Here is a 26308-nt window from a genome sequence, read left to right on the forward strand (position 1 = left end):
GATTATTTCTCACTCTTGTTAGCTTTAATTTTTTCTTTAATTTTTGCTTTAACTATACCTGTGACAGCAGCTGTACCTGAAACAGTAGTGTCGGCATCACGGTTAGCAAACCAACTGCGGAATGATTCACCATCGGGTTGTGGTAGGTCGCGGGCTTCCGTCCAGTCAGCTATCGCGCCAACATTAATCGGTAACTTGCCATTTTTAATCACTTTAGCACCCACTTTAGCGCCGATCTTCATGCCCATGTTCCATAATTTAGGACTGGCATTTAAATAGTTAAACGCCGATACCGCCATGCGTTCACCCAATGGCGTGATCTTTTGAACCACCATTTTTTCACGGTGTTTTAATAACAGATCCGACAGTGGGATTTTCACCGGACACACATCATTACAGGCCTGACATAACGAACACGCATACGGTAAGTCTTGGAAATCTTCATACCCACCCAGTAATGGTGACAGTACCGCACCGATTGGACCAGAATAGATAGAGCCGTACGACTGACCACCAATATGGCGATAAGCAGGACAAGTATTCACACACGCCGCGCAACGAATACAACGTAAGATATCTTTAAATTCTGACGCTAAAATGTCTGAACGGCCATTATCTAAAATCACTAAATGGAACTCTTCAGCGCCATCCATATCATTCGATTCTCTTGGGCCGGTAATAGCGGTGACATAACCGGTTAATGGCAGACCTACCGCACTACGACATAACAAGCTCACCATGATATCGAGTTCTTCAAAGGTCGGGACGATACGCTCCATACCCATCACCGCGATATGTACTTTCGGTAACGAGGTTGCCAATCGCGCATTACCTTCATTGGTGACTAAACTGATTGACCCCGATTCTGCGACTGCAAAGTTACAACCGGTAATACCGATATCGGCGTCCAGAAAATCATGCCGAATATGCTCACGCACAAAACGCGTCATCTCTTCCGGATCAGAACTGCCTGTATAACCAATCTTATCTTCAAATACGCCGCGGATCTGTTCGCGGTTTTTATGTAACGCAGGTACGACAATGTGTGAGGGTGGATCGCAATCATCCAATTGCAAAATGTATTCACCCAAATCGGTTTCAATCACTTCGCAGTTGTTACGTTGAATGACTGCGTTCAAACCGATCTCTTCGGTCACCATCGACTTAGATTTAACGATTTTTTTGGCGTTTTTTTCTTTGATGATGTTTTCAATGTAGTCTGTGGCTTGTTGCGAGGTTTCGGCAAAAAATACATGACCACCGGTCTTTTGTACGTTTTCACTTAACTGATGCAAGTAATAATCAAGGTTGTCTAATACATGGTTACGGATCTCCATGCCGTTTTCACGCCACTCATCCCAGTTACCGAGTTTGTCTGCCGCTAATTGACGGTTGGTAAGCATACGCTCTTGGGCATTGGCTACCGATTTACGCATGAAGCCGTCTTGCATTTGTTCTTTAATTCGTTGTTTAAAGATCACATCACTGGTTTTAATCGACATGTTATTCTCCTACCTGGCTCATGAGCACATCAACAATATGCAAGACTTGCACGGTTTTGCCTTCGCGCGATAAACGCCCCGCGATATTCATCAGACAGCTCACGTCAGCACCAATTAAGTAATCGGGTGTTACGGCAGTAATATGAGTTGCTTTTTCTTTCACCATTTCGCCAGAGATCTCGGCCATCTTGATTGAAAACGTACCGCCAAAACCACAACAGGTTTCTTGGTTTTTAATCGCAACCAGCTCTAGCCCTTCGACATTACCCAGTAATTTAAGCGGTTCCTCACGCACACCTAACTTACGAATAAGACTGCAAGACGGATGATAAACACCCCGACCTACTAGCTTCGCGCCAACATTTTCGACTTTAAGCTCATTCACGATGAACTGGGTTAACTCGAATAAACGATCCGATACCGCTTGTGCTCGCGCCGCCCATTCTGGCTCATCCGCTAAATACTCAGGGTATTTCTTTACCGCTGCCGCGCATGAACCCGCCGGCGTGACGATTGGATACTCATTACCTTCAAAGGCACGAATTAATGATTTCATCGCAGGTTTGCTTGATTCTATATACCCGCTATTCAATGACGGTTGACCGCAGCAGCCTTGCTCTTTCGGGAATAAAACTTCGCAACCTAACTGTTCCAGTAATAGCACTGTTTTTTTAGCGACGTTTGATTTAACGACATCACATAGACAGGTTACAAAAAAATTAACTTTCATCATCTCACCTTGCTCACCGAGCTTATTTTTTGGAGCATGATATAAGCAAGCACAGCAAAAAACGAATGTGATTAATGCCAGTAAATATCTTAATAACGGTGTTTGTGTGATCTTGATTTTTTGTAAAAACAAACAAATTACTTTAAAACAACAAGTTATATTTTAATTGAGGAGTTGGGATAGGCATAATTAGATCAGATATGGAAACAATGAAGTTCGACATTAACGGTAATAAACCATTTTAAACTTAGTGCAATTAGTCAGCAACGAATAGCTACCACGCCAGAGGCAATAAGGATACTCACATGTAATAAAATGACGAAATAATGGATTTAAAGCTATAAACCCTATTTTTCGTGGTTGAATTTCATCAAAATAAATGTCCGCATCACACAAAACGCGTCAATCTGTTAATTTGTCTATAGTGACACGCCATTTTATTACCGTGCATTATGACAATCACTGTTTCTAATACCGCTACAATCATTTATAACGATTTATCACAATTAAACTAAGTCGTTGATTTTAATAGATATGTTTGTTTACGTTGTTTTACACATTGTTATTTATGTCACATTTGTTACCCATAGCCCTAATTGCATACCTAAAAAGAGGGGTGGAGTTTGAGGCTTAAGCTCTTACAATCCATTCCCCACACGATACGGGTATTTAAGAAAGCACAGGAATTTACTGACTTGTACTTTATTAACAATACATTTAAACAATATAATAAATAGACTCATGCATAACTATCAGCGTAAGCCAGATAGACGTATAGCCTGAGCACACATGGAGTGGGTAGCAATGACATCCCTAATCTTGGCTATGATGCCAATTCTCGTCCTTATCTGGATGATGACCAAACAGAATGGTATACCCTCGTACATTGCACTGCCGTTAACGGCGTTGTTTGTGGCAGCACTGCAAATCTTTTATTTCCAAACCGACCTAACACTAATCTGGGCAAATGTAGTCGCGGGCAGCTTGTCGGCCATTACCCCAATATCGATTATTGCCGGGGCAATTTTGATGAACCGCATGATGTGTCTATCAGGTGCTGAGAATACTATCAGTCGCTGGTTAGAAGGCATCAGCCGTAATAAAGTTGCTCAGTTAATGATCATTGGTTGGGCGTTTGCCTTTATGATTGAAGGTGCGTCAGGTTTTGGTACACCAGCAGCAATTGCAGCGCCGATCTTAGTTGGTTTGGGTTTCCCACCATTACAAGTAGCGATGTTAGCGCTGGTGATGAACTCGGTACCGGTATCGTTTGGTGCGGTAGGAACGCCAACTTGGTTTGGTTTCTCAAACCTCGGTTTAAGTGATTCCGCATTACTTGAAATTGGTCAGCAATCAGCGATGATCCACTTCTTCGCGGCATTTGTTATTCCGGTATTAGCATTACGCTTTGTCACATCTTGGACTGAAATTCGTCGTAACTACGTCTTCATTCTATTAAGTACCCTGTCGTGTACTATCCCGTATTTCTTGTTCGCACAATGGAACTATGAATTCCCTGCGTTAGTGGGTGGCGCGATTGGTATGACTATCTCGATTGGTTTAGCCAAGTTAAACGTCGGTCTAGGTAAAGTAGCTGCGAGTGCTGATGATAGCAACACATCTAAACAAGTAGTGAGCCGTGGTGAAATTTTCAAAGCCATGACGCCTACGATCCTATTGATTGTCATTCTAATTGTGACGCGTATTAAACAGCTTGGTATTAAATCTATGCTGACAGATGCAACTGAAGCATTTTCGGTATCGTTGGGTGGCTTCGGTGACTTTAGTGTTAGCCAAGCGTTAATCTTCAAACTAAGTAACATCCTAGGTACTAACGTAGCTTGGGCTTATAAAGCGCTTTATGTACCAGCATTGGTTCCGTTCTTATTAGTGGTATTGATCTCTATTCCACTGTTTAAGCTTAAAAGCAGCATGGTTAAGCAGGTATTCACTGAAACTGGTAGCCGTATCAAAATGCCATTTATTACCCTGATTGGCGCGTTGATCATGGTGAAACTGATGATGGCAGGCGGTGAGAACTCCCCTATCCTAATCATCGGTATGGCGTTCGCTGATTTGATGGGCACTAACTGGCAGTTTGCGTCTGCTTACCTTGGCGCACTGGGTGCATTCTTCTCGGGCTCGGCTACAGTATCTAACCTGACATTTGGTGGTATTCAGCAGACAATCGCAACCACAGTTGGTTTACCTGAAACCACGATCTTGGCACTGCAATCTGTCGGTGGCGCTATGGGTAACATGGTCTGTATTAACAACATCATTGCGGTATCGACTATCTTGGGTATTTCGAACAAAGAAGGTTACATCATTAAACGCACGGTTATTCCAATGATTATTTACGGTCTCATTGCCGCGGTAATGAGTACATTTATATAAGATTGATATGTAGGGGAAATAGCCGTAGATAAAAAACGCATGCCATCACGATGATATAATGTAACAAGTATACCGGTTGCTAAACCTAACAACGTCGTAGGATAGCAAATGCCGCTCAACAAAGTTGCCAAAATCAATAGCGAAGGATGTGAAAAGGTCATATTCGATGAACCAATATCTAAAGGGTATTGACTCAGCAGATAGATAATAGGTATAAATAATACTATGGATCGTTGGTTTATAACTAACTAGTCAAAAAAGCCCCAATTAACTGTCTAACTGGGGCTATTTCATACTACTGCTTAAGTATAACTAAGGTGCAGTTAATGTATATTTCGCCATTTCCTGCGGCGTCATTAAATGCATGCCTTTAGCGGGTGCAGCGTTAATAGTAAAAAAGTAAAATTCAGGTCCTTTTACATCACCTAACATTTCTCTAAAGTAAGTCAACTGTGCACCATGGGCTTTATCATTTTTACTTAATTGGCCAGCATCTTTGCCATCGTCAGTACAGCACCAAGAATGCACACCGATCTTGCCACCCATTTCATAAATACGCAGCGAACCCGCGGCAAATAAATCAACACCTCCAGAGTATGCTTCACCATTTTTTGGCATAAACGTCGTTAAGTGGGCACTTCTAATTAATCGTCCGGTGTGCATATTAATACCATCATTCTTTGAACCTGGGACATTGCTCAGTATTAATGTATCTACACTCGTGGTATTAATCATGTTTTGTATCTGAATGTATGTTGATGTACCTAAGGTGCCAGATAATGTCGCCTTGTTGCCGTTAATCACCAGCTTACTATCACCCGCGCCTTGTAATGATTCGTTAATGTATAAATCAACTAAATATAAATTTCCAGTGGCTATATCTTTAACCGAACCACTATAAATCATCGTGTCATCATCTTCATTTATTTCAATGTTAACGCCCATTAACGTACGCGTAATTTTAAAGTTAGCTAAATCTGACGTATCACCTTCAAGTAATTGGAGTGAACGTAATGGTTCGTCATTGTCAAAATCATATCCAAAAATAGCCAGGCCTTGATCATATTTCAATATCATAGAATCTTTAGTATTTTCAATATGGCTTATCTTTGACTCAACACCATCAAAAACTAGCTTTAGACGTGATTGCTGCGATTTAAATTCGGCAATATAATTTGCAACGTCACTTGGCTTTATCTCATGTACCGCTGATATTGTTGGCTTTGTCGGTACGACTGGTTTTGTTGGCGTGATTGTTTTCGATTCATTTGAAGAATTACAACCTTGTAACCCAAGTGCCGCTGTTAATATCAATAACGAGAGTCTTTTCATAAGTAATTTCTTATTTAATAGTGAATTATTTGATAACACTATTATCCATAAAATAAGGAGACTTGGGGTAAGGAACGGTATGCGTTTGTAAGGGGGTTGTCGTGAATTTGTCAGCGTTTGTCATATCTAACGTCAATCAAAGACCAACCGCAGTTGGTTGCAATGCAAATTAGATCTCTGCACAGCCCCCAATCATGCCCCGCCTGTAAACCGTTATCTAAAGATCAAAAAAATCCCGCTTACTGCAAATAAGCGGGATTTTACATAAAGGATGTATTTTTTTCTTCTACGGTCAAGACTAAGAAACCGACAGAAGTAATGTACTAAACTTTAGTTACGCGCCACTCTGTCGGAGTGGCAATTTCAATGAACCTCGGCATTAATTAGCCAAGATTAGAAAGAGTAACGAGCGCCGATGACAAATTCATCTGCACTGTTATTATTATGGCCAGGACCTGCTGAAGTATCGCTATTGATTGCAATTTTATAACTTGCATATACTGCCACGTCATCAATATAGCGGGCATATTCAAATGCTACGAAGTTAATATCTAACTCGCTTATATCATCGGCACTGTAGTAGTTATATGAAACATTTACATTGTTTTTACCAAATGCATAAGCGGCATATGCATCAACAGCATCGAAGTCAGAACCACCATAACTACCCGTTTGTACTAAGCCAGCAAGTAAAAAGCCATCTTTAGTATAACGCGCACCAATCATGTATACATCTGATGATTCAGTCTCATCAAGACCTGCTATGTTATTTGGATTTAAATTTGTATCAAAACCTTCTGTTGCTGCATAACCAGCACTTAATTCAACACTTGGAAGCAATTTATAAGCAACCATCACACCGCCGCCATTCTCCGTCGCTTTGAGGTTAGCGGATGCATTGAATGTTAAATCACCTTTAGTCACACTATAAAGGAGCGTATCTTCTGCTCGGTCATCACTGGCTGTAATGTGTCCGTTGGTATAACCACTGAAGTATTCAGCCATATCGGTAAAATTAGTCAGATAGGTAACAGCATTATCTTGTGTACCGTATGTTACTGTACCGTAAGCCGTCTCAGCACCAACGTATAAATAACGAGTATCATTTTCGGTACTCGCATCTTCGTCTTGAGTTACTTCAAATTCGAATTTACCAACCGCAGTGATAGCATCATTAATTTCGTGCTTACCTTGGCCGTTTAAACGAACACGCGATGCATCTGAAAAATCGCTATCTGCAAGAACGCCCCTCGCTTCAATACGTCCACCAAAAGAAAAGTCGTCGGTATTGATGTTCTCTGCAAGAGTCGGCATAGAGACAACGGCTGCTAATGTGAGAGATAGTGCTTTATTTATTTTTGTCATGAACAATTCCAAATTTAGTTTAGTCGATAATTAAATAACTTTTTAAACTCTAGATTAAAAACAAGTTCTTACGCCGTCGCTATCCATAAGCGTCATTGACACCCTCAGCTATAGTACGTGTACTTGCTTTGCTTACTTGCAATCACTATATCGATTAACCCAATACGCAGTAACTCGTAAAAATACCTGTTAATCGTCCAACGCATTGTTAGATATGACACAGATCACAAACAGCAGTACTTTAGTGGAACTTAATGTGATGTATAATGTTGAGGAGTAATTAAAAATCGCTGAGATAGGTGTTTACCATAGCCGTGATTACATTTGTTTTAGATGAGACACTATCGCAACGGCTTCAGCTTGACTCATTTTTGGAAAAGAGGGCATTTTTACTTTCCCGCCATCATTTTCATTAATTTTATGTATGATTTGTGGCGAAGATAAAACAGTATTTCTGTTGGGCGGAATGCCTTTAAGAAATTTCCCTTTGCCAGTATTTTTATGACAACCAGAGCAATGGTAGTTGAATAACTGTTCGCCAGTAACCAAGTCCGGATGATCATGAATGTCTCTACTGCAACTACTTATAGTTACCAATAATAAACAAAAAGCGAGAGTGTAAAAAACAAGTGATTTGTTTCTGTTATTTAGTTTGAACATCGACAACTCCTTTGTTGATGGTTTGGCTAACGTTTGTATAGCAGGATCTTTCGATTCCCCAAGTCTGTTAACCCTAGTCAATCATAACAAACAAAATCAAATAATATATTATACAACTGATTCTATTAAACTTTTTATTTAATTGAAAGAGAGGTAAGACTATTTATGACCCATTGTGATTGAACTTAGACATAAGTCAAAATGCGCCGATTTACTTTTTGATTAACAACGTTATTTAGGTAAACAATTAAGGCGCATTTATAAACGTGAATGTCTATTGGCTTGCCAACCTTTCCTGAGCAAATGCAATAAAAGCCTTTAATTTGGCCGATGGGTAAATCAACTGTGGATGTAGTACATAAATACTCTGACCAGGGATATATTCATTTTCTAATACCGTCTGCAAACGTCCCTCTTGTAACTCTCTATCCACATAATAATTAGCCACTCGGACGATCCCTCTGCCTGCCAGTGCCTGTTGCTTCAGTAAATGATGATCATTAATCGTCAGCCAACCTTTGATGACCACATCTGCCGATTTTAACGGCCAAATCTGAGTCTCTATTGCCGATAGACAATGATGTGAGGAGAGATCATTGATGCTTTGCGGAGTGCCGTATGCTGCTAAATACTCAGGTGAAGCACATAAACAATGTTGATAGGAAAATAGTTCTTTGGCCACTATATTTTGCGGAGGCTGTAGCGTGGCACGCAAGGCTAAATCAAAGTCATCCTGATTTAAATCGTAATTGGTATAACTCGAGTCGATAATAAAATGAATGTCCGGATACTTAAGCTTAAAATCATGACAAATATCGAGTAGAAATCGCTCTGTAAACAGAATAGGTGCGGTGATCCTTAACGAACCTGATATTGCATTATGCTCCTGATGAACATTGCGATCCAAATCCAACATCGTCGCTTTGATTTTCTTGCCCTGTTCTAATATTTTTTCTCCTTCAGGCGTCAAACGAACACTGCGGGTGGTTCGTACCAATAACGAACATTTGAACTGCCTCGAGTTTTCTTATCTGGTCAGATAAATACCCTTTCTATATCGATAAATTTTGTGCTGCTTTGGTAAAACTCAGTTGCTGAGCAATCTCAACAAATAACATTAAACATTCAATTTTTTTATGCTGCTGCATTATTCACACCCAAGACCAGAGACGTGACCACTCAATATTCTATGTTATAACAAAAAATGGACATGCGTTGTTCTATATAACTAACAATGATTTCATTTTTGTGCACTTAATGCATTATGACTATTGCTGCTAGAATCAAACCCTACATACATCTAATTGGAGTTGGTGATGAATAATGTTGAAAAAGTATCTAAATTTGGCATTAACGGCATTGCGCCGTTTAGGTGTGGAGCAACTCGATACGTTATTAGTACATCGTCCCGATTTTCTGATGGTTGCAGATCAAGTAGCCGAGGCTTTTACGCACTTAAAGCAAAGCGGTAAAGTAAAACACTTTGGTGTATCAAATTTTACAGCATCACAGTTCGATCTATTACAATCTCGTTTAAACATGCCCTTAGTGACCAACTACAGCAATATCGTGTTCGTCCTATGGCATGGTCATGTTTAGCGGGAGATAATATCTTCAGCGAACAAACCGATCAAGCCAAACGTTTACGTGAGACATTACTGGACCTTGTAGAAGAGTTAGGGGCAAATTCAATCGAGCAGGTGATTTTTGCATGGGTATTAAAACACCCATCAAATCCTGTGGCCCTTATCGGTTCAGGAAAAATAGAGCGTGTGACATAGAATTATAACAATAACTCGCTAGTAAAAAGCTAGCGAGTTATCAGTCAACGTAATTACATACGGAAAATAGCAATGTTAATCGCCTAGACTAACCCAGTGATCAATTAAATAACGCGAAATTGAGTCGACTCTTGGTACTTTAAAGCCGGGGGCCTCATCACCCCACTCGCCAAACGCTTGTATTTCAACGCGAGAGAACCACCGCGCATCATCGATTTCATGTTTATCAACCTGAATATCATCACTGCTGGCATCGGCAATAAAGCCGAGCATGATAGAGGATGGAAACGGCCAAGGTTGTGAGGCTAAGTACTGCACATTGGTAACGCTAATACCCGACTCTTCTTGTACTTCTCGGGCAACGGCGGTTTCTAATGTTTCACCGGGATCAACAAAACCCGCCAGGGTCGAGTACACCCCTTCTGGCCATTCCACTTGACGGCCTAACAGACAACGCTCAATGCCATCCGGAAACTGCTTTCGCACAATCATAATCACCGCAGGATCAGTACGCGGAAAAGTCTGATGCTGACAATCTGGATTGGTACATAATCGCGCATGTCCCGCAGTCGCGGATTTATTCGCCGTGCCACAGCGGCCACAAAAACCATGCGAGCGATGCCAAAAACCTAAACCACGCGCCAGTGCCAGTAATGAAGCCGATTGATTATCCAGTATCACCGCCACTTTACGCAGATCGCTAAATTCACCCTCAAGCAAAAATGCCGCCACTAACACGTCATCAACATGGGTTAAGTCCAACGCAAAATAAGGTGTATTGTCATTATTTTCATCAAGCCCTAAAAACACCGCGTCCTCTAAATTAAGCTGCTGGACGGCCTCAAGCGTTAAAAACAATGGCGCGTTATCAGCTTGGCTAAAATAGTTTTGATCTGCATGGGTTAATACCCAACGGCTATTATTATTCTTTTGAGTTGCTAGCCACTCGGGGCTTTTACGTTGATTAGATGCACGGTCGAGTAACATCTCACTATATTTAAGCATCATTATCATCCTTGCTTGTTTTCAAATTTATTTTGTTACTTATTTTGTGCTTCGCTTGTTTTGTCAGTTCCTCGCAGCTTAACTAAAGTTATCTGCTTGGCGTTGATAAAACTGGTAGATATGTTCGATGAACAGCTTCACTTTTAATGGCTGAAGCTTGGTATACGGGTAGATCGCATAAATACCTAACGACTTAGCCACCTGTTTTGGCAATACTTCAACCAAGGTTCCCGCTTGTAAATCATCGGCCACCAGCACTTTCGGTACATAGATCAAGCCTAAATTAAACAACGCCGCTTTGCGTAATGCCGCAGAGTTATTGGTACTGAAGTTACCTGATATTTTCACGCTGTAATCTGCTTCACGGCCTTTAAACAACCACTCATTCGCGCCACTTTCCTGATGGCTGTAAGCCAAACAATTATACTTGTCTAAATCTTGAGGGTGTTTCGGTGTGCCGTTTTTAACTAAATAGGCTGGCGATGCGCAGATCACCCATTGTGCTTGCACTAGACGGCGGGCGATATAGCTGGAATCTTGTAATGCACCAGTACGAATTGCCAAGTCAAAGTTATTATCAATTAAATCAACAAAGCTATTATCCAGATCCATATGCACATGAATATCAGGATAACTGGCACTAAAATCGGCGATTGCTTCGGCTAAAATCATTTCACCAGACACTGTCGGTACAGTTAACCGAATAGAGCCGGATAAGCTATCCCCTAGCCCATTCATCGCGTCAACGGCACCTTGCACCGATTGGTAGATGGTTCTGGCGTGTTCAAAAAAAACTTTACCGGCTTCCGTTAACGTTAACTTACGTGTGGTGCGGAAGATCAGTTGCACACCCATCTCTTTTTCTAAACGAGTAATGTGTTTACTCACCACCGACTTAGTTAAACCAACAATATCCGCCGCTTTACTAAAAGAACCTTGTTCAATTAGGTGATAAAAAATTAAAAAATCATCGGTACTTCGCATTATTGGTCCACTTTATGAAACAGTCATGTGTAATCGGGCTAGTATATCAAATAGTACGAGTTCGGTACTATATCTAAGATCACATAAGTGATTTGTCTAAAACCGCATCATTACAAAATTAAATAAACATAATGTGGCACATTAACAACAAAATAAAAATAACATCGCCGCATTATTAGGAGCCTGCAATGTCTGACCCTTACCACATACTGATTAGCAAATTACGCCAGTCCATTGATGAAAAACGTATTATCACCGACCCGACGCTCACCTTCGCTTACGGTACCGATGCCAGTTTTTATCGTTTAATCCCAAAATTGATCTTACAACTCGCTAATTTAGACGAAGTGGTATTGGTGATTAAGACTTGCTTTGAGATGACAATTCCCGTGACCTTCCGCGCGGCAGGCACCAGCTTATCCGGTCAAGCCTTGTCAGACTCGGTACTGATCATGCTGACCTCTGATTGGCGCGAACATAAAGTCTTAGACAACGGCAAACAGATCTGGCTACAACCGGGTATTATCGGTGCTGAAGCGAATAAGATCTTAGCCCCTTATCAACGTAAGATCGGTCCGGATCCAGCCTCGATCAATACTTGTAAGATCGGTGGTATTGCCGCCAACAATTCATCTGGCATGTGTTGTGGTACTGCGCAAAATAGTTACCAAACCTTAGCGGGCATGACCGTGGTACTTGCCGACGGTACGGTACTCAATACCTTAGACAGTTACAGTGTCGCGCAGTTTAAAATCAGTCATAAACAGATGCTCGATGATCTGACTGACCTTGCGCAAGCGTGTAAAGACAATACTCCATTAGCCGATAAGATCCGCCACAAATATCGCCTTAAAAACACCACAGGTTATAGCCTTAACTCATTAACCGATTACAGCGATCCCATTGATGTATTACAGCATTTGTTTATTGGCTCGGAAGGTACGTTGGGCTTCATTGCCGATATCACTTACAATACGGTGATCGACCATAGTTTTAAAGCCACGGGTCTGTATTTATTTGCCGATATTGAGCAAACTTGTTTCGCCGTAAGCACACTTGCTAATACCAGTATTGCGGCGGTGGAATTAATGGATAATCGCGCCTTAAATTCGGTGGCAGATAGACCGGGGATGCCAGAGTTTATCACTCGGCTTGCTACTGAACACAATACCGAAGCGGCCGCATTGTTAGTAGAGATCCACGCTGAAAATGAAACAGCGTTACAGCAACAAATCGCCGAAATTAGCGCATTGATAAACCAGTTTACCCCAACTGACGCAATTGAATTTAGTACCGATACCAAGATCTACAATCAGTTATGGGCGATCCGTAAAGAGCTGTTCCCCGCAGTAGGCGCGGTACGTGAAGTGGGTACCACCGTGATCATCGAAGACGTGGCATTTCCTATTGAACAACTAGCCGCAGCAGTACGTGACTTAGAGATCTTGTTAAAAAAATACCATTATGATGAAGCGATCATCTTTGGCCATGCATTAGCGGGCAACTTACACTTTGTGTTTACCCAAGCATTCGAAACAGAAAAAGAAATCAATCGTTACAGTAGTTTCATGGACGATGTGGCGCAGTTAGTCGCGGTCAAGTATCAAGGTTCATTAAAAGCCGAGCACGGTACTGGTCGTAACATGGCACCGTATGTCGAGCTGGAATGGGGTAGCGAAGGTTATGCCTTGATGCAAGAAATAAAACGCATCTTTGATAAAACCGGTATTTTAAACCCCGGTGTGATCTTAAATGATAATAAAAATAGCCACATTACCGATTTAAAAATCATGCCAGCAGCAGACCCACTGATTGATAAATGTATCGAGTGTGGGTTTTGTGAACCGGTTTGCCCATCACGCGAATTATCGCTAACGCCACGACAACGTAATACCGTATATCGTGAGATCAGCCGCTTACAGCGTAGCCAAGAAGATCCGGCGCGTCTTGCCGAGTTAGAAAAATCGTTTAAATATTTAGGCATTGATACCTGCGCCGCAACAGGCTTATGTGCAGAACGCTGCCCAGTGGAGATTAATACTGGTGACTTGATCCGTAAATTACGCCAACAACACTCTCCTATCGCCAATGTTATCGCACGTTGGAGTAGCGATCACTTTGCTGGGGTAACCAGTGCCACACAAGCTGGATTAAGTATTGCGAATGGTATTCATAGTGTTTTAGGCACTAAAGCGATGCGTACTGTTACCAAAGCCACCCGTAAACTCAGTGGCGGAGCAGTACCATTATGGACGCCGAGCATGCCGAAAGCAGCCGGCAAAGTGACGCTATTAGCCAGTGATGGTCTGACGCATAAAAAAGTCGTCTACTTCCCAAGTTGTGCGGCACGTAATATGGGCACAGCAAAGAATGCCATGGATAACCGCCCGCTTGCTGAAGTAACACAAGCGGTACTACAAAAAGCCGGTATTGAAGTGATTATGCCAAGCAAGTTATCGGAAAAATGCTGTGGTATGCCGTATAAGAGTAAAGGTTTTGTGGAGACAGCCTTGAGTAAATCGGCACAGTTAGAAGCGGCATTATGGGAAGCATCTGAGCAGGGTAAACTACCAGTATTAATGGATACCAGCCCCTGCGCGAGTACTAGTATTGAGATGATGACCAAAGACATCGCGATTTATGAACCGTTCCGCTTTGTGGCTGAGTTCGTAATGCCGCATGTTGATATTACCCCACAAGCAGAACCTGTGATGTTACATATTACCTGTACCTCACGTAAGCAAGGTTTAGCGGGTGTGATGGAAAAAGTCAGTCGTGCTTGTGCGCAACAAGTGATTATTCCAGACGACATTCAATGCTGTGGTTTTGCCGGAGATAAAGGCTTTACTATCCCAGAATTGAACGCCTCGGCCTTGTCACCATTAGCACGTCAAGTACCAAGTAATTGCAGTGAGGGTTATTCAAATAGCCGAACGTGTGAGATTGGCTTGTCAGAGCACAGTGGCATTGAATATCGCTCGATATTGTATCTGGTAGATAAAGTGAGTGAAAAGCGTGTGGGCTAGAAGATCGTAAGTTCGGCCCCCTATAATTCAAACTAGTAAGGCATATGCGATAATGCCTCACTAGTTTAATGATTATACATATCAAACTTGGTATCAATCCATACCACGAAAAATGTATCCTCTTCTATATAACCCATCAACCGTCCCTGCTTATTCGGTAATCTAAATACAACAACCTTTTCTTGATCGTTAAATTTATTTGGGACACTAGGAAGTGAATTAAAAGAGGACTTTTCTATTTTTTCAAAGCCTTGTTCGCGCGGTAAATCTTTAATATCTTGCCAAGTACATTGGCTCAAATTAATTATTTTTTTAATAACCGCTTTTTGAGTATCTCCATCTGCCTTATGAATGCCTCGATTAGAAGCAAAGCAAAATTCAAACGAAAATTTAGGAAAGCGATTATTCACATTATCAATCGATTTTTCTTGTTCTTTTTTATGCTTTGCAAGAAATCTAGCTTTATTTTGGTTAGCCAATATTAGGCACCCCGCCTATGCTGCCTTTCTTATAATGCGGTGTTATTGGTCTATTGTTACGTAATAGATCACTAGGCAGTTCATCAAGGCGATATGAGTAACTCTCATTGTCACTTTTATTAATGAGCACTGTTCTATATTTACCCATTGAATCAAGTATTTGGTCATTTTGACAGGTGAAAATTAACTGTGTGTTACTTCCTTTTTCAAATAGCTTAATTAACTCAGGAATAATAAGGCTATGTAAATGAAGATCTAACTCATCCCATACCATGAAAGCGCCATAAGGTAGTTCATCATTATCGCGGTGAATAATCGCAAAACAATAACCAAGTAACTTATATAGTCTCTTGGTTCCACTAGATTGATGATGCATTCTCAATTTTTTTATTTTGCCATTAATCTCAAAACAAAATAATGGAAAGTAAACTTTTTCACCGTCACCATTTTCATAAAAATCTATCTGTATATCAATTATACCGGTATCAAAAAAACGTAATTTTTCTTTAACAAAATCGAGTATTTCGGGACTTTCATGATAAAGTTTTGAAAAATCGCCGTCCTTCGATATCTCCTTAAATCCAGAATAACCAACATTTTTCAATGCCAAATTAAAGAAATCGTACATACCTTTGATACAAGGTATTTCATGTTGATGTGCGGAGCTAATTATGGATGCGTTTGCCCTTAATTGTGGTATGTTTCGCAGGCCTGAATACTCATCATCCACATGTTCCAGAACTGTCTCTCGTCGAAAAAACAGTACTTTGTTAGAATCGGAAATTAAAGTTAACTTCTCATCAACTACTTTATTGTCCTGCAAGCTCAAATCGTATCGATAATCCAAATGATTGATTCGGAATTCACAGAAAAGATGCGTTGGCATTTTATTACCAAAATAAGTTTCGAGAGCCAGCTTACCTTCAGGTTTTTCATTAAATGATGAGGCTATAAATGAGGCGATAAAAGACAAGGCTTTAAGTGCGTTGGTCTTGCCGGCAGCATTAGCGCCTTTGATGCACATGACTTGGCTATAGTCTTTCCCGTTTGAAATATCTTCAGGGCAATTCTTATTTAATCTAAGATCTATTTCAAAATCTTCTTTAAAACAAAAATAATTACTGCCGCCATACCTTAAAATCATACATACCCTTAGCTATTAATATTACATTAAACGCCATAAATTGAAAACATCAACCAAATATGGCGGAAGTAAATATACATGACAATACTTTAAAATAATAGGGAATCGTGTGTTAATGAAAAATATAACGCTAATGGCCGAAAATAAAACGTCCAAAATTAAAGGAGTCATCCATTACGCAATACCAGATAATCACCAACCGCACCTGTGCCCTTACCGACTTCAATAAACCCTCTTGAAAAATAAAACTGTATCGCTTTTTCATTCTTCACCAGGCATTTCAATATCTGTGGTCTGCCATTTAACTCAGTTAGCATAGCGAGTAATTTCGAACCAACGCCTATGCCCTGCGCATCATCGGCAACAAACAAGTGATGGATGAAATTATCCGGTTCATAAACGGCGATAAAACCAAGTACTCTGTCACCAGTCACGGCTACATAAATAGTGTCATCGGTAACATGCGCATCAAAATCCGTTAGCTGATAACCGCAGCTATCTAACCAAGTGAAAGTTGATGTCCTTGATGCCATATAAAGCGCACGTAACGCCGGTAAATATTGTGGTGAGTATGTTGCTATCTCCATATAATTGCTATTTTCATTAACTGATGTCCATATACTGTTCCTTCCATACAAATCGTTCCTTAACGTAGATCTGTACGGTGAATACCGTAAATCGCATGGTCGACTATCTCACCATTAACGTTTTCATCATTACTAATAATGCCTTCTAAGACCATATTCAAACGCTCACAGACTCGACGACTTGCGGTATTATCGACAGCGGCATATATCTCGACTTTGTCCATGCTTAACTCAGAGAATGCGTATTCAATTAAAAAACTCACGGCTTTGGTTACAATGCCGGAACCTTGGTATTTTTCACTTAACCAATAGCCCACTACAACCTTTTTCAATTCCTGATCAATACTGTTAAAACTGACATTACCCACCACAGTATGCTGATAAACAATCGCACAAGTCATCGACTTACCTTCTGCGTATCCTTGCAATGATTTACGGATAAACTCAAGAAAGAAGGCTTCGTTATTGGCATGTGTCGCCCACGGTAACCATTTTGATAGATACGCACGTTCTGCTGTCACTATATCTAAATAATGTCTAGCGAATGACGGCTGCACAATAGCTAATTGTAAATCTGGACCAATATTTAATGTAAACATTCATACTCTTGAATATGATTTATCACCCCCTCATATTAGGATTTATTTATACCTCAAACAAGGTATTCGTTCACAGATGAAAAATAAAAATGCGCCAATGGCTGATGCTTTGTATTCTATTAAGCTTGGGTATAACTAATGATATTGTGGAAGGTCACTGGCTTATCCGTCATATTGCGGTAACCGTGTTGCTGGTCAGCATTAAATTTAATACTTTCACCTTGTGTCAAGGTATGCCATTCCAGCTCAATACCATCGGCTGTGAGTGCTAAGAAGTATTCCATAGAGCCATCAACAGCAATGATATGTTCAACCACGCCAGCATTATGCGGTGCCGAAATATGTTCACGTTGTGGATCTAAAGTGATCTGGAATACTTCCAGTTTAGTCAGTGCGTCATAAGGAAATAATGTCACGATGTGAATATCATCTTCACTATTCTGCAATTTATTTAGGGCTGTATTTAACGATGTATTGGCAGCAGTTTCTGCCTGCGTTTGCGCTAAGTCGGTCAGAAAGTAAGACAGCGGCAGCTCAAAACCATTAGCGATATTCCATAATTTCACCACGGTTGGACTTGATTCCCCGCGTTCAATTTGCCCTAACATGGCTTTTGATACACCCGTATGTTGACTGGTTTTATCTAAACTCCAGCCTTTGTTACTGCGCGCCGTTTTAAGACGACTCCCTAAAGATGTGTGAATATTGATAATAATGCCCTTGGTGAACGCTCTTTTTGTAAAGTTATCTTGGTAATAACTCATTTGTTAAAAGCTGTCTGCTGTAAAAAAATAAGCTTGTGCGTTATAACATACAGTGCTATTTTTAATAAATTCTTGTGCGTTATTACGTACAAACACTTTATCACGGAATCGATAATTGGAGAAGTAGCGGCAATGAACAGCACAATTTTAAATAGAATAAACATGGGCTTTATTGCAGCTTTAATCGGCTTTACCAGCTCTATTGCCTTGATATATCAAGCTGCGTCTAATCTTGGGGCAGACTTGGTGATGATATCAAGTTGGGTGTTTGCATTAGGACTTGGCATGGGGCTCACTTCGATTGGTTTATCAATCTATTACCGCACGCCGTTATTAATTGCCTGGTCAACACCCGGTGCCGCGTTACTGATCACCAGTACCCAAGGCTTTAGCCTTAATGAAGCCGTGGCCGCCTTTATCTTTTCCGCTTGTTTAATTACCCTGTCAGGTGTTTCTGGGTTATTTGAAAAGTTAATGGACCGCGTGCCGCTCCAAATCGCCAGTGCCATGCTGGCTGGGATCTTACTGTCATTTGGCATTGAGGTATTTAATGTCATGAACGCTTCACCACAGCTGGTTGGTCTGATGTTTATCACCTATTTAGTCTGTAAAGCACTTATTCCTCGCTTTGCTATGTTAGTTATTTTAATTGTGGCAATTACATCGGCATCGGTGCAGGGGCTGTTTGTCATGCCCGAATTAGAATGGAGTATCGGCCAACTGGTCTATATTGAACCAGAATGGAGCGTCGCCGCGTTAATCAATATCGGCTTGCCGCTATTTCTGGTGACAATGGCGACTCAAAACATGCCCGGTATCGCCATTTTAAAAGCCCATGGTTATCGTGCCCCAGTATCAAAATTAATGACGGTGACAGGTATTACCAATATGCTTATTGCGCCCTTTGGTGGTTTTGGTATTAACTTAGCGGCGATCACAGCTGCAATATGCATGTCTGAAGAAGCCGACCCAGATCCGAAAAAGCGCTATTGGGCAGCGGTAAGTGCAGGTGCTTTCTATCTGTTAATGGGACTTTGTGCGTTAAGCCTAATGACCTTGTTCCAGGCCATGCCATCTGCATTGATATATGCGTTAGCCGGTATTGCCCTGTTCTCCACTATCGGTACTAGCTTACAGCAAGCTTTTGTTGAATCGCCTTATAAAGAAGCCGCACTCATGACCTTCTTAGTCACCGCATCGGATTTTACCCTGTGGAATATTGGTTCGGCATTATGGGGAATAGTCGCGGGCTTAATCACCATCGCGATCTCAACGCTAGTAACAATACAAAAGCCAGTGACTGCTGTAGCAAGGAATAGATAATAAAGTCTAAGATATACTATACCTGCCAATAGTGTCAAAACATTCACTGAGCATAGCTTAAAACGTCAATTTTGCGCCCAGGTTCACCTGCCCTTGCCACATAAATTCAGCATCCACCAGCCACTTACAATTACCGCTATTACAAAATAATGATGGTGAACTACCAATAAATGTGGCGTAACCACGTAAATCGGCAAATAGTGAAAAACTTGGTATCAATTGATATTCAGCACCGCCACCAACACCCATAGAAAAATGCGTTTCATTAGAGAAACTTCCACTTGGACGCATTTGTGTTAAACCAACACTGGTGGTGACATAAGGTCGAAACTTACCTTGAGGGAAATATAACGCGCCACCCAAATGTAAATAATCCGTATCAAGAGCGGTCACCTCGGATTGATTTAAGTTATCGCCAATACTGAATTCTGTGGATTGATGGCTATAAAGTAAATAAATGCTACCGGGATCTGGGGTTGTCACACCCGCCATAATGCCCCAATGCCCTGACTCTGCTATTTTGACTGAACTTTCTTCTTGGGTATTGCGATCGATTGTTGAAAAATCATTCGTGCCAAAGCCATATCCACCAAACGGAGCGACAAATACCTCAGCGGCAGCAATTGCAGAGTGCATCAATGCACTAATCGATAGAAAACTAGCACCAAATTGTTGCTTATACCTCATAATACATCCTGTAATATCGTGATTGACTGTTAAAAATATAGCATTGCCACGCTTTTATCCCCATCTACAGGATCACTTTTTCAAAAAAAAACGATATACTCTCACCCTCTACTCCCTTTAGTTTAATAATACGAGAGACCGATATGCTGCACCAGACGTTACAACACTACTTTGGCTATGATCAATTTAGAGAAGGCCAAGAAGCTGTCATTAACAGTATTATCAATGGCAATTCAAGTGCAGCCATCTTTCCAACTGGCTCAGGTAAATCACTATGCTATCAAATATCAGCATTACACTTACCTCACTTAACCTTAGTCATTTCACCGCTATTAGCCCTGATCCAAGACCAGTTATTGTTTTTAAAGAAACATAACGTCGCGGCAGCTAAAATTGATTCGAGCATGTCAGTCGATGAAGTCAGAGAGACCATGTCAAAGGTACGCGAGGGCGAAGTAAAGATCTTAATGATCTCGGTGGAACGTTTGAAGAATGAACGCTTTCGTCGATTCATCAAACAAGTACCGATTTCATTATTGGTGATCGATGAAGCCCACTGTATTTCAGAATGGGGCCACAACTTTCGTCCCGATTACTTGAAACTGCCGCAGTACCAAAAAGAGCTAAACATTAAACAAGCTTTATTATTAACGGCAACCGCGACACCCGCGGTGATTAAAGACATGGAAACCAAGTTTAATATCAAGCCCGAAGATATTATACAAACTGGTTTTCATCGCGCTAACCTTAGCTTATTAATGCACCCGATTGCCCAAGACAAGAAACTGCATGCGTTAACCCGTTGGTTAGGTAAAAAGGCCGGACAAGCATCTATTGTCTATGTCACCTTGCAAAAAACCGCAGAAGAATTAGCCAGTGCCCTGCAACAAGCGGGTATTGCAGCCGTGGCGTATCATGCCGGTATGCCCACCGACATTCGCGAAGAAGTACAGCAAAACTTCATGCGTAATGGCATCGACTGTATTGTTGCAACTATCGCCTTTGGTATGGGTATCGATAAAAGTAACATCCGTAACGTCGTGCATTTTGATTTGCCTAAGTCGATTGAGAACTACAGCCAGGAAATTGGCCGTGCGGGTCGTGACGGTAATGATTCACAATGCCTGGTATTAGCCAATCTAGATAACCAAAGTATTCTCGAAAATTTCGTTTACGGTGATACACCCGAGCTCAATGGCATTGACACGGTACTTAGCGAAATCCAAGCCACCGGGACTGAATGGGAACACACTTTATACGGGTTATCGATGAACAGTAACTTGCGCCAAGCGCCGTTAAAAACCTTATTGGTGTATTTAGAAATGCAAGGCATCATCAAGCCACTGTATTCCTATTTTGCTGAATACCGCTTTAAGTTCTTAAAAGATCCGGCACAAATACTCAGCCAGTTCCGTGATGAAAAACGGGTGTTTATTGAAGCGATATTTAACGCATCACCGGCGAAACGTACTTGGGCAACGGTTAACTTTGAACGTATGAGTGAGGGTTATCAAGAACAGCGTAGTCGGGTGATCACCGCACTGGAATTTTTGCATGAACGCAATAATATTGTGCTTGAAAGCAAATTAATGACCGATGTATATCAGATATTGAACTCACGCTTTGATAGCCAACAATTAGCCGAAACCCTACATCAACAATTTGCCAATAAAGAAAAAAGTGAAATTAAACGCATACATGCGGTAGGCCAATATATTCAGAGTTCGCAATGCTTAAGCAAAGGCTTATCCACTTACTTTGGTGATGCAAAAGCACCAGAACAATGCGGTACTTGCTCTGTCTGTCAGGGGCGTATTGCACAGTTGCCACAACCCGTCAGCATGCCACCGTTATCGATAGAGCACGTTGTCGAACTAAGCCAGGCGTTTATTAATGCGTGCGGAAAACAGCCTACACCAGTATTAATCACCCGTTTCTTATCCGGCATAAGTACCCCGTTATTCATGAAAATGAAAGCCAAGAAGATCAGTAACTTTGCCGCGCTGCAAGCCTATCCTTATCAGCAAGTACTAACATTACTTAATAACTAGGCTCTCTATATTTGATAACTAGAATACCTATGCTTGATAACTAGAGTGCCTATGCGCAAGCGACGTTGAGGTTGAATAACCAAGACCCGCTTGAATATAAGATCACACAAACAAAAAAATGGCGATGCATTTAATGCATCGCCCTTTTTTTCCCTAGAGATTAACTACACAGTGGCTAATCTCGCGATAAGGCTATTAAACAAGTTTCTTAAGTGCGTTAGCAACGAATTCAACTTGTGGACCAATCACGACTTGTACCGTAGTTTTACTTGGCTTGATCACACCTGGTACGTGACGCTTAAGTTCAGCGTCATTTACAAGTGAAGAATCTTTTACGTCAAGGCGTAAACGTGTTGCACAGTTATCAACGTGTACTATGTTGTCTTTACCACCCACCAGTTCAAACACTTTAGCCGCAACTTCAGCGTGTGAAGCTTTACCCGCTTTAGCCGGAGCAACCGATTCTTCACCAGCGTCTTCACGACCTGGCGTTTTAAGATCAAATTTAACGATAATAGCGCGGAATGATACGTAGTAGATTACGAAGAATGCAGCACCTTGAACGAGTAGCATGTACCAGTTAACAGCAAGTGGGTTACGTGACGATAATACTAAATCGACCAGACCCGCACTGAAACCGAAGCCTGCAATCCATTGCATTGAAGCCGCGATGAATACCGAAATACCGGTTAATAATGCGTGTAAAACGAATAGTGCAGGCGCAACAAACATGAATGAGAATTCCAGAGGTTCGGTAACACCTGTGAAGAATGTTGCGAAACCAGCAGCCATCATGATCGAAGTTACTTTCGCTTTGTTTTCAGGTTTCGCAGTATGGATGAACGCCAGTGCAGCACCTAATAGACCAAACATCATGATGGGGAAAAAACCAGCTTGGTACATACCCGTAACACCTATAGTTGCGTCACCGTTTGCTAGTGATTTCGCGCCACCAAGGAAATTAGGGATATCGTTAATACCAGCAACATCAAACCAGAATACGGAGTTAAGTGCATGGTGAAGACCAACCGGGATCAGCATACGGTTAAAGAACGCGTAGATACCAGCGCCTGTAGGACCCATATCTTTAATGCTCGTACCAAAAGTAACCAGACCATCAAAAATAATTGGCCAGATGTACATCAGTACAAAGGACAGACCCATCATGACAAAAGAAGTAATAATTGGCACTAAACGACGACCACTGAAGAAGGTCAGCGCTTTAGGCAACTCAACTTCACTGAAACGATTATATAGTTCAGCAGTGATAACACCCACTAAAATACCAACAAACTGGTTATTGATTTTACCGAATGCAGCAGATACTTGGTCAGCACTAACACCTTGGATTGCAGCAACTGAACCCGGTGAAAGTAACGTTGTCACCACGAGGAAGCCAACAAGACCAGCAAGCGCGGCTGAACCGTCTTTGTCTTTTGACATACCGTAAGCAACACCAACAGCAAACAATAATGACATGTTCTCAATAATCGCAGCACCCGATTTGATGAAAAATGCTGCAAGCATATTTTCACCGCCCCATGCTACTGGATCAATCCAATAACCAATACCCATTAATACCGCAGCAGCAGGTAGCACTGCCACTGGAACCATTAATGCACGACCAATTTTTTGTAAATAGCTAAACATACAGCCATCATCCTTATCTAAGTTTAAAATCCAATCAAATGTTTTATTCTTGTTATGGAACTGTAGCAGTTCCATTAACAGAACAGACTTTGTACTTACTCCACAACTTATTTCGTAATGTAAAGTAAGATAGCGTTAATGACAAACCAAATTCACTTTTAATTCCCTGCAATGTGATCTATTTCAACCATTTGAGCATAAAATGACAAGTTTTGATGGCTGGATCTTAAAACTTAATTTACAATTAAAAAAAAGTATTAATTATCCTTTAAAAACTATAGAGAGTATCGCATGAGATTAATTCCTTTAATTACCCCTGCTCAAGTCGGTCGCTGGAGCGCAGCTTACATCGTTAACAAAATTAACGCGTTTAACCCAACTGCAGATAAGCCGTTTGTTTTAGGCTTACCAACTGGCGGTACTCCACTTACTACGTATAAAGAACTGATCAAATTACACCAAGCGGGAGACGTTAGCTTTGAACACGTGGTTACTTTCAACATGGACGAATATGTAGGTATAGATAAAGATCACCCAGAAAGCTACCGCACATTCATGTACAGTAACTTCTTCAATCATGTAAACATTCAAGATAAAAACGTTAATTTGTTGAATGGTAATGCAGAAGATCTTGAGGCTGAGTGCCAACGTTATGAAGATAAAATTAAGAGCTACGGTAAAATCAACCTATTCATGGGTGGCGTAGGTGTTGATGGTCATATCGCATTTAACGAACCTGCATCATCACTGGCTTCACGCACTCGTATCAAAACATTAACACAAGACACGCGTATGGCTAATTCACGGTTCTTTGATAACGATATTAGCCAAGTACCAAAACTAGCACTGACGGTTGGCGTGGGTACATTATTAGACTCACAAGAAATTTTGGTGTTGATCACTGGTCACAACAAAGCATTAGCACTTGAAGCTGCGGTTGAAGGGTGCGTAAACCACCTTTGGACTATCTCTGCGCTACAGTTACACCCAAAATCAATTATTGCTTGTGACGAACCCGCAACGATGGAATTAAAAGTTAAAACTGTGCGCTATTTTAAAGAATTAGAAGCACAGAACATTCAACGCTTTATTGCGGAGTAAGTCCATGTATGCACTCACTAATTGTACTATCTACACAACCGACAGAGTGTTAACTGAGCACTGTGTAATTGTCGATGGTGAATTCATTCATGATCTTGTTGCGCTTACGGATTGCCCAACAGATATCGAACGTATTGACCTTGCAGGGGCAAGCTTAACGGCTGGTTTTATTGATTTACAACTCAATGGTTGTGGTGGCGTATTGTTTAATACGGATATTAGTATTAACACCCTTGAAATCATGCAACAAACCAACGAACGTTTTGGTTGTACTAGCTACTTGCCAACATTGATCACGGCTACTGATACCGAAATGAAATCTGCTATTGATACCATGGCAGCGTATTTAAACAAGCACAGCAACCAAGCACTGGGTTTACATTTAGAAGGTCCTTACCTGTCTACTGCGAAAAAAGGCATTCACAGCATTGACCTTATTCGCCGCAGTGAACAAACCATGATCGACCATATCTGCAGTCACAGTGCAGTGATCAGCAAAATAACCTTAGCGCCAGAAAATACGGCGCCAGCACATATCCAACAACTTAGTGCTGCAAACGTATTGGTTTCTGTCGGTCATAGCAACGCCACTTATACAGAGTGTATGCAAGGTTTTGAAGCTGGCGCGCGTTTTGCCACGCATTTATTTAATGCCATGAGCTCAATTACAGGTCGCGACCCAGGTGTGGTAGGCGCAATTTACGATCATCAAGACGTTTACGCCGGTATTATCGTTGATGGTCACCATGTCGATTACGCCAATGTGCGTATGAGTCATAAACTAATGGGCGAAAAGTTAGTCTTAGTCACTGATGCTGTCGCGCCTGCAGGGGCTGACATCGAATCTTTTGACTTCGTGGGCACAGAAGTGTTCTATCGTGATGGTAAATGTGTGGGTGCCGATGGTACACTAGGCGGCTCAGCATTAACGATGATCGAAGCAGTTGAAAATACAGTGAAACATGTTGGCTTACCACTAGCTGAAACACTGCGTATGGCAAATCTATACCCAGCAAAAGCCATTGGTGTAGACGATAAATTGGGTAGCATTGCCAAAGGCAAAGTTGCTAATTTAACAGCCTTTGATGCGGACTTCACTGTTATAAAAACGATCGTAAACGGACAAGTGAAAAGCTTCTAA

Annotated in this window: 21 protein-coding genes and 1 pseudogene; 7 read left to right on the top strand and 15 right to left on the bottom strand. The window is 41.3% G+C overall.

The features are described from left to right. Nucleotides 1–2 precede the first annotated feature (2 nt). A complete protein-coding gene (locus tag MORIYA_RS08685; protein ID WP_112714405.1) occupies nt 3–1502 on the bottom strand; it encodes a LutB/LldF family L-lactate oxidation iron-sulfur protein in 1500 nt (499 codons plus the stop codon). A gap of 1 nt (nt 1503) precedes the next feature. Beyond that, the gene (locus tag MORIYA_RS08690) at nt 1504–2364 is read right to left on the bottom strand and encodes a (Fe-S)-binding protein (RefSeq protein WP_269461241.1); all 861 of its coding nucleotides are present in this window, start codon (nt 2362–2364) and stop codon (nt 1504–1506) included. A gap of 672 nt (nt 2365–3036) precedes the next feature. On the opposite strand from MORIYA_RS08690, the gene MORIYA_RS08695 reads away from it, so the two are divergent. Then, nucleotides 3037–4629 carry an L-lactate permease gene (locus MORIYA_RS08695; protein WP_112714407.1) on the top strand — a complete coding sequence of 531 codons (1593 nt, stop codon included), beginning with the start codon at nt 3037–3039 and terminating at the stop codon, nt 4627–4629. A 312-nt stretch (nt 4630–4941) separates the two neighbouring features. Here the strand turns inward: MORIYA_RS08695 and MORIYA_RS08700 are convergent, their stop codons facing one another. The 4 genes from MORIYA_RS08700 to MORIYA_RS08715 form a co-directional block, all read right to left on the bottom strand. Then, nucleotides 4942–5961, bottom strand: a complete 1020-nt coding sequence (locus MORIYA_RS08700; RefSeq protein ID WP_112718525.1) for a hypothetical protein — start codon at nt 5959–5961, stop codon at nt 4942–4944. A 393-nt stretch (nt 5962–6354) separates the two neighbouring features. After that, a complete protein-coding gene (locus MORIYA_RS08705; RefSeq protein WP_112714409.1) occupies nt 6355–7326 on the bottom strand; it encodes a porin in 972 nt (323 codons plus the stop codon). Between the two features lie 318 nt (nt 7327–7644). Beyond that, entirely contained in the window at nt 7645–7986 is a 342-nt protein-coding gene (locus MORIYA_RS08710; RefSeq protein ID WP_112714411.1) for a c-type cytochrome, read from the bottom strand. Nucleotides 7987–8260: 274 nt separating this feature from the next. Next, on the bottom strand, nt 8261–8983 hold the full coding sequence (locus MORIYA_RS08715) for a LysR family transcriptional regulator (RefSeq protein ID WP_232011570.1): 723 nt from the start codon (nt 8981–8983) through the stop codon (nt 8261–8263). Nucleotides 8984–9342: 359 nt separating this feature from the next. Here MORIYA_RS08715 and MORIYA_RS08720 point away from each other — a divergent pair. Next, nucleotides 9343–9761: pseudogene (locus MORIYA_RS08720) on the top strand (aldo/keto reductase); the annotation flags it as partial. An 81-nt stretch (nt 9762–9842) separates the two neighbouring features. Here the strand turns inward: MORIYA_RS08720 and nudC are convergent. Beyond that, a complete protein-coding gene (nudC, locus tag MORIYA_RS08725) occupies nt 9843–10772 on the bottom strand; it encodes an NAD(+) diphosphatase (RefSeq protein ID WP_112718527.1) in 930 nt (309 codons plus the stop codon). Between the two features lie 78 nt (nt 10773–10850). Further along, on the bottom strand, nt 10851–11756 hold the full coding sequence (locus MORIYA_RS08730; RefSeq protein WP_112714413.1) for a LysR family transcriptional regulator: 906 nt from the start codon (nt 11754–11756) through the stop codon (nt 10851–10853). Nucleotides 11757–11944: 188 nt separating this feature from the next. Between MORIYA_RS08730 and MORIYA_RS08735 the strand changes: the two genes are divergently transcribed. Next, nucleotides 11945–14782 carry an FAD-binding and (Fe-S)-binding domain-containing protein gene (locus tag MORIYA_RS08735; protein ID WP_112714414.1) on the top strand — a complete coding sequence of 946 codons (2838 nt, stop codon included), beginning with the start codon at nt 11945–11947 and terminating at the stop codon, nt 14780–14782. Nucleotides 14783–14847: 65 nt separating this feature from the next. On the opposite strand, the gene MORIYA_RS08740 is transcribed toward MORIYA_RS08735, so the two are convergent. From MORIYA_RS08740 to MORIYA_RS08760, 5 genes are all read right to left on the bottom strand, one after another. Next, a complete protein-coding gene (locus MORIYA_RS08740; RefSeq protein ID WP_112714415.1) occupies nt 14848–15261 on the bottom strand; it encodes a hypothetical protein in 414 nt (137 codons plus the stop codon). Continuing rightward, a complete protein-coding gene (locus MORIYA_RS08745) occupies nt 15254–16405 on the bottom strand; it encodes an AAA family ATPase (RefSeq protein WP_112714416.1) in 1152 nt (383 codons plus the stop codon). Before MORIYA_RS08745 ends, MORIYA_RS08740 begins: the two co-directional genes overlap by 8 nt. 167 nt (nt 16406–16572) lie before the next feature. Then, nucleotides 16573–16992, bottom strand: a complete 420-nt coding sequence (locus MORIYA_RS08750; protein WP_112714418.1) for a GNAT family N-acetyltransferase — start codon at nt 16990–16992, stop codon at nt 16573–16575. 59 nt (nt 16993–17051) lie between these two features. After that, nucleotides 17052–17591, bottom strand: a complete 540-nt coding sequence (locus tag MORIYA_RS08755; RefSeq protein ID WP_112714420.1) for a GNAT family N-acetyltransferase — start codon at nt 17589–17591, stop codon at nt 17052–17054. A 119-nt stretch (nt 17592–17710) separates the two neighbouring features. Beyond that, entirely contained in the window at nt 17711–18355 is a 645-nt protein-coding gene (locus tag MORIYA_RS08760) for a helix-turn-helix domain-containing protein (protein WP_232011571.1), read from the bottom strand. A 132-nt stretch (nt 18356–18487) separates the two neighbouring features. On the opposite strand from MORIYA_RS08760, the gene MORIYA_RS08765 reads away from it, so the two are divergent. Further along, nucleotides 18488–19678, top strand: coding sequence for a benzoate/H(+) symporter BenE family transporter (locus tag MORIYA_RS08765; protein WP_112714422.1), 1191 nt, complete (start codon nt 18488–18490; stop codon nt 19676–19678). A gap of 57 nt (nt 19679–19735) precedes the next feature. Here the strand turns inward: MORIYA_RS08765 and MORIYA_RS08770 are convergent, their stop codons facing one another. Next, complete coding sequence (locus MORIYA_RS08770) at nt 19736–20365, bottom strand: outer membrane beta-barrel protein (protein WP_112714424.1); 630 nt, start codon at nt 20363–20365, stop codon at nt 19736–19738. Nucleotides 20366–20508: 143 nt separating this feature from the next. Between MORIYA_RS08770 and MORIYA_RS08775 the strand changes: the two genes are divergently transcribed. Beyond that, nucleotides 20509–22416 carry a RecQ family ATP-dependent DNA helicase gene (locus tag MORIYA_RS08775; protein WP_112714426.1) on the top strand — a complete coding sequence of 636 codons (1908 nt, stop codon included), beginning with the start codon at nt 20509–20511 and terminating at the stop codon, nt 22414–22416. A gap of 195 nt (nt 22417–22611) precedes the next feature. Here the strand turns inward: MORIYA_RS08775 and nagE are convergent, their stop codons facing one another. Then, nucleotides 22612–24066 (bottom strand): N-acetylglucosamine-specific PTS transporter subunit IIBC, encoded by a 1455-nt coding sequence (nagE, locus tag MORIYA_RS08780; RefSeq protein WP_112718531.1) that lies wholly within the window; start codon nt 24064–24066, stop codon nt 22612–22614. Between the two features lie 291 nt (nt 24067–24357). On the opposite strand from nagE, the gene nagB reads away from it, so the two are divergent. Then, complete coding sequence (gene nagB, locus MORIYA_RS08785) at nt 24358–25167, top strand: glucosamine-6-phosphate deaminase (RefSeq protein WP_112714428.1); 810 nt, start codon at nt 24358–24360, stop codon at nt 25165–25167. A gap of 4 nt (nt 25168–25171) precedes the next feature. Continuing rightward, nucleotides 25172–26308 (top strand): N-acetylglucosamine-6-phosphate deacetylase, encoded by a 1137-nt coding sequence (gene nagA, locus MORIYA_RS08790; RefSeq protein ID WP_112714430.1) that lies wholly within the window; start codon nt 25172–25174, stop codon nt 26306–26308.

This window comes from Moritella yayanosii, assembly GCF_900465055.1.
In the GTDB taxonomy this organism is placed as follows: Bacteria; Pseudomonadota; Gammaproteobacteria; order Enterobacterales; family Moritellaceae; genus Moritella; species Moritella yayanosii.

Bases quoted from the DNA above. Each gene is read 5' to 3' on its own strand.
- MORIYA_RS08685 (WP_112714405.1), bottom strand. From the start codon at position 1,502: ATGTCGATTAAAACCAGTGATGTGATCTTTAAACAACGAATTAAAGAA.
- MORIYA_RS08695 (WP_112714407.1), top strand. From the start codon at position 3,037: ATGACATCCCTAATCTTGGCTATGATGCCAATTCTCGTCCTTATCTGG.
- MORIYA_RS08700 (WP_112718525.1), bottom strand. From the start codon at position 5,961: ATGAAAAGACTCTCGTTATTGATATTAACAGCGGCACTTGGGTTACAA.
- MORIYA_RS08705 (WP_112714409.1), bottom strand. From the start codon at position 7,326: ATGACAAAAATAAATAAAGCACTATCTCTCACATTAGCAGCCGTTGTC.
- MORIYA_RS08710 (WP_112714411.1), bottom strand. From the start codon at position 7,986: ATGTTCAAACTAAATAACAGAAACAAATCACTTGTTTTTTACACTCTC.
- nudC (WP_112718527.1), bottom strand. From the start codon at position 10,772: ATGCTTAAATATAGTGAGATGTTACTCGACCGTGCATCTAATCAACGT.
- MORIYA_RS08730 (WP_112714413.1), bottom strand. From the start codon at position 11,756: ATGCGAAGTACCGATGATTTTTTAATTTTTTATCACCTAATTGAACAA.
- MORIYA_RS08735 (WP_112714414.1), top strand. From the start codon at position 11,945: ATGTCTGACCCTTACCACATACTGATTAGCAAATTACGCCAGTCCATT.
- MORIYA_RS08745 (WP_112714416.1), bottom strand. From the start codon at position 16,405: ATGATTTTAAGGTATGGCGGCAGTAATTATTTTTGTTTTAAAGAAGAT.
- MORIYA_RS08750 (WP_112714418.1), bottom strand. From the start codon at position 16,992: ATGGAGATAGCAACATACTCACCACAATATTTACCGGCGTTACGTGCG.
- MORIYA_RS08755 (WP_112714420.1), bottom strand. From the start codon at position 17,591: ATGTTTACATTAAATATTGGTCCAGATTTACAATTAGCTATTGTGCAG.
- MORIYA_RS08760 (WP_232011571.1), bottom strand. From the start codon at position 18,355: ATGAGTTATTACCAAGATAACTTTACAAAAAGAGCGTTCACCAAGGGC.
- MORIYA_RS08765 (WP_112714422.1), top strand. From the start codon at position 18,488: ATGAACAGCACAATTTTAAATAGAATAAACATGGGCTTTATTGCAGCT.
- MORIYA_RS08770 (WP_112714424.1), bottom strand. From the start codon at position 20,365: ATGAGGTATAAGCAACAATTTGGTGCTAGTTTTCTATCGATTAGTGCA.
- MORIYA_RS08775 (WP_112714426.1), top strand. From the start codon at position 20,509: ATGCTGCACCAGACGTTACAACACTACTTTGGCTATGATCAATTTAGA.
- nagE (WP_112718531.1), bottom strand. From the start codon at position 24,066: ATGTTTAGCTATTTACAAAAAATTGGTCGTGCATTAATGGTTCCAGTG.
- nagB (WP_112714428.1), top strand. From the start codon at position 24,358: ATGAGATTAATTCCTTTAATTACCCCTGCTCAAGTCGGTCGCTGGAGC.
- nagA (WP_112714430.1), top strand. From the start codon at position 25,172: ATGTATGCACTCACTAATTGTACTATCTACACAACCGACAGAGTGTTA.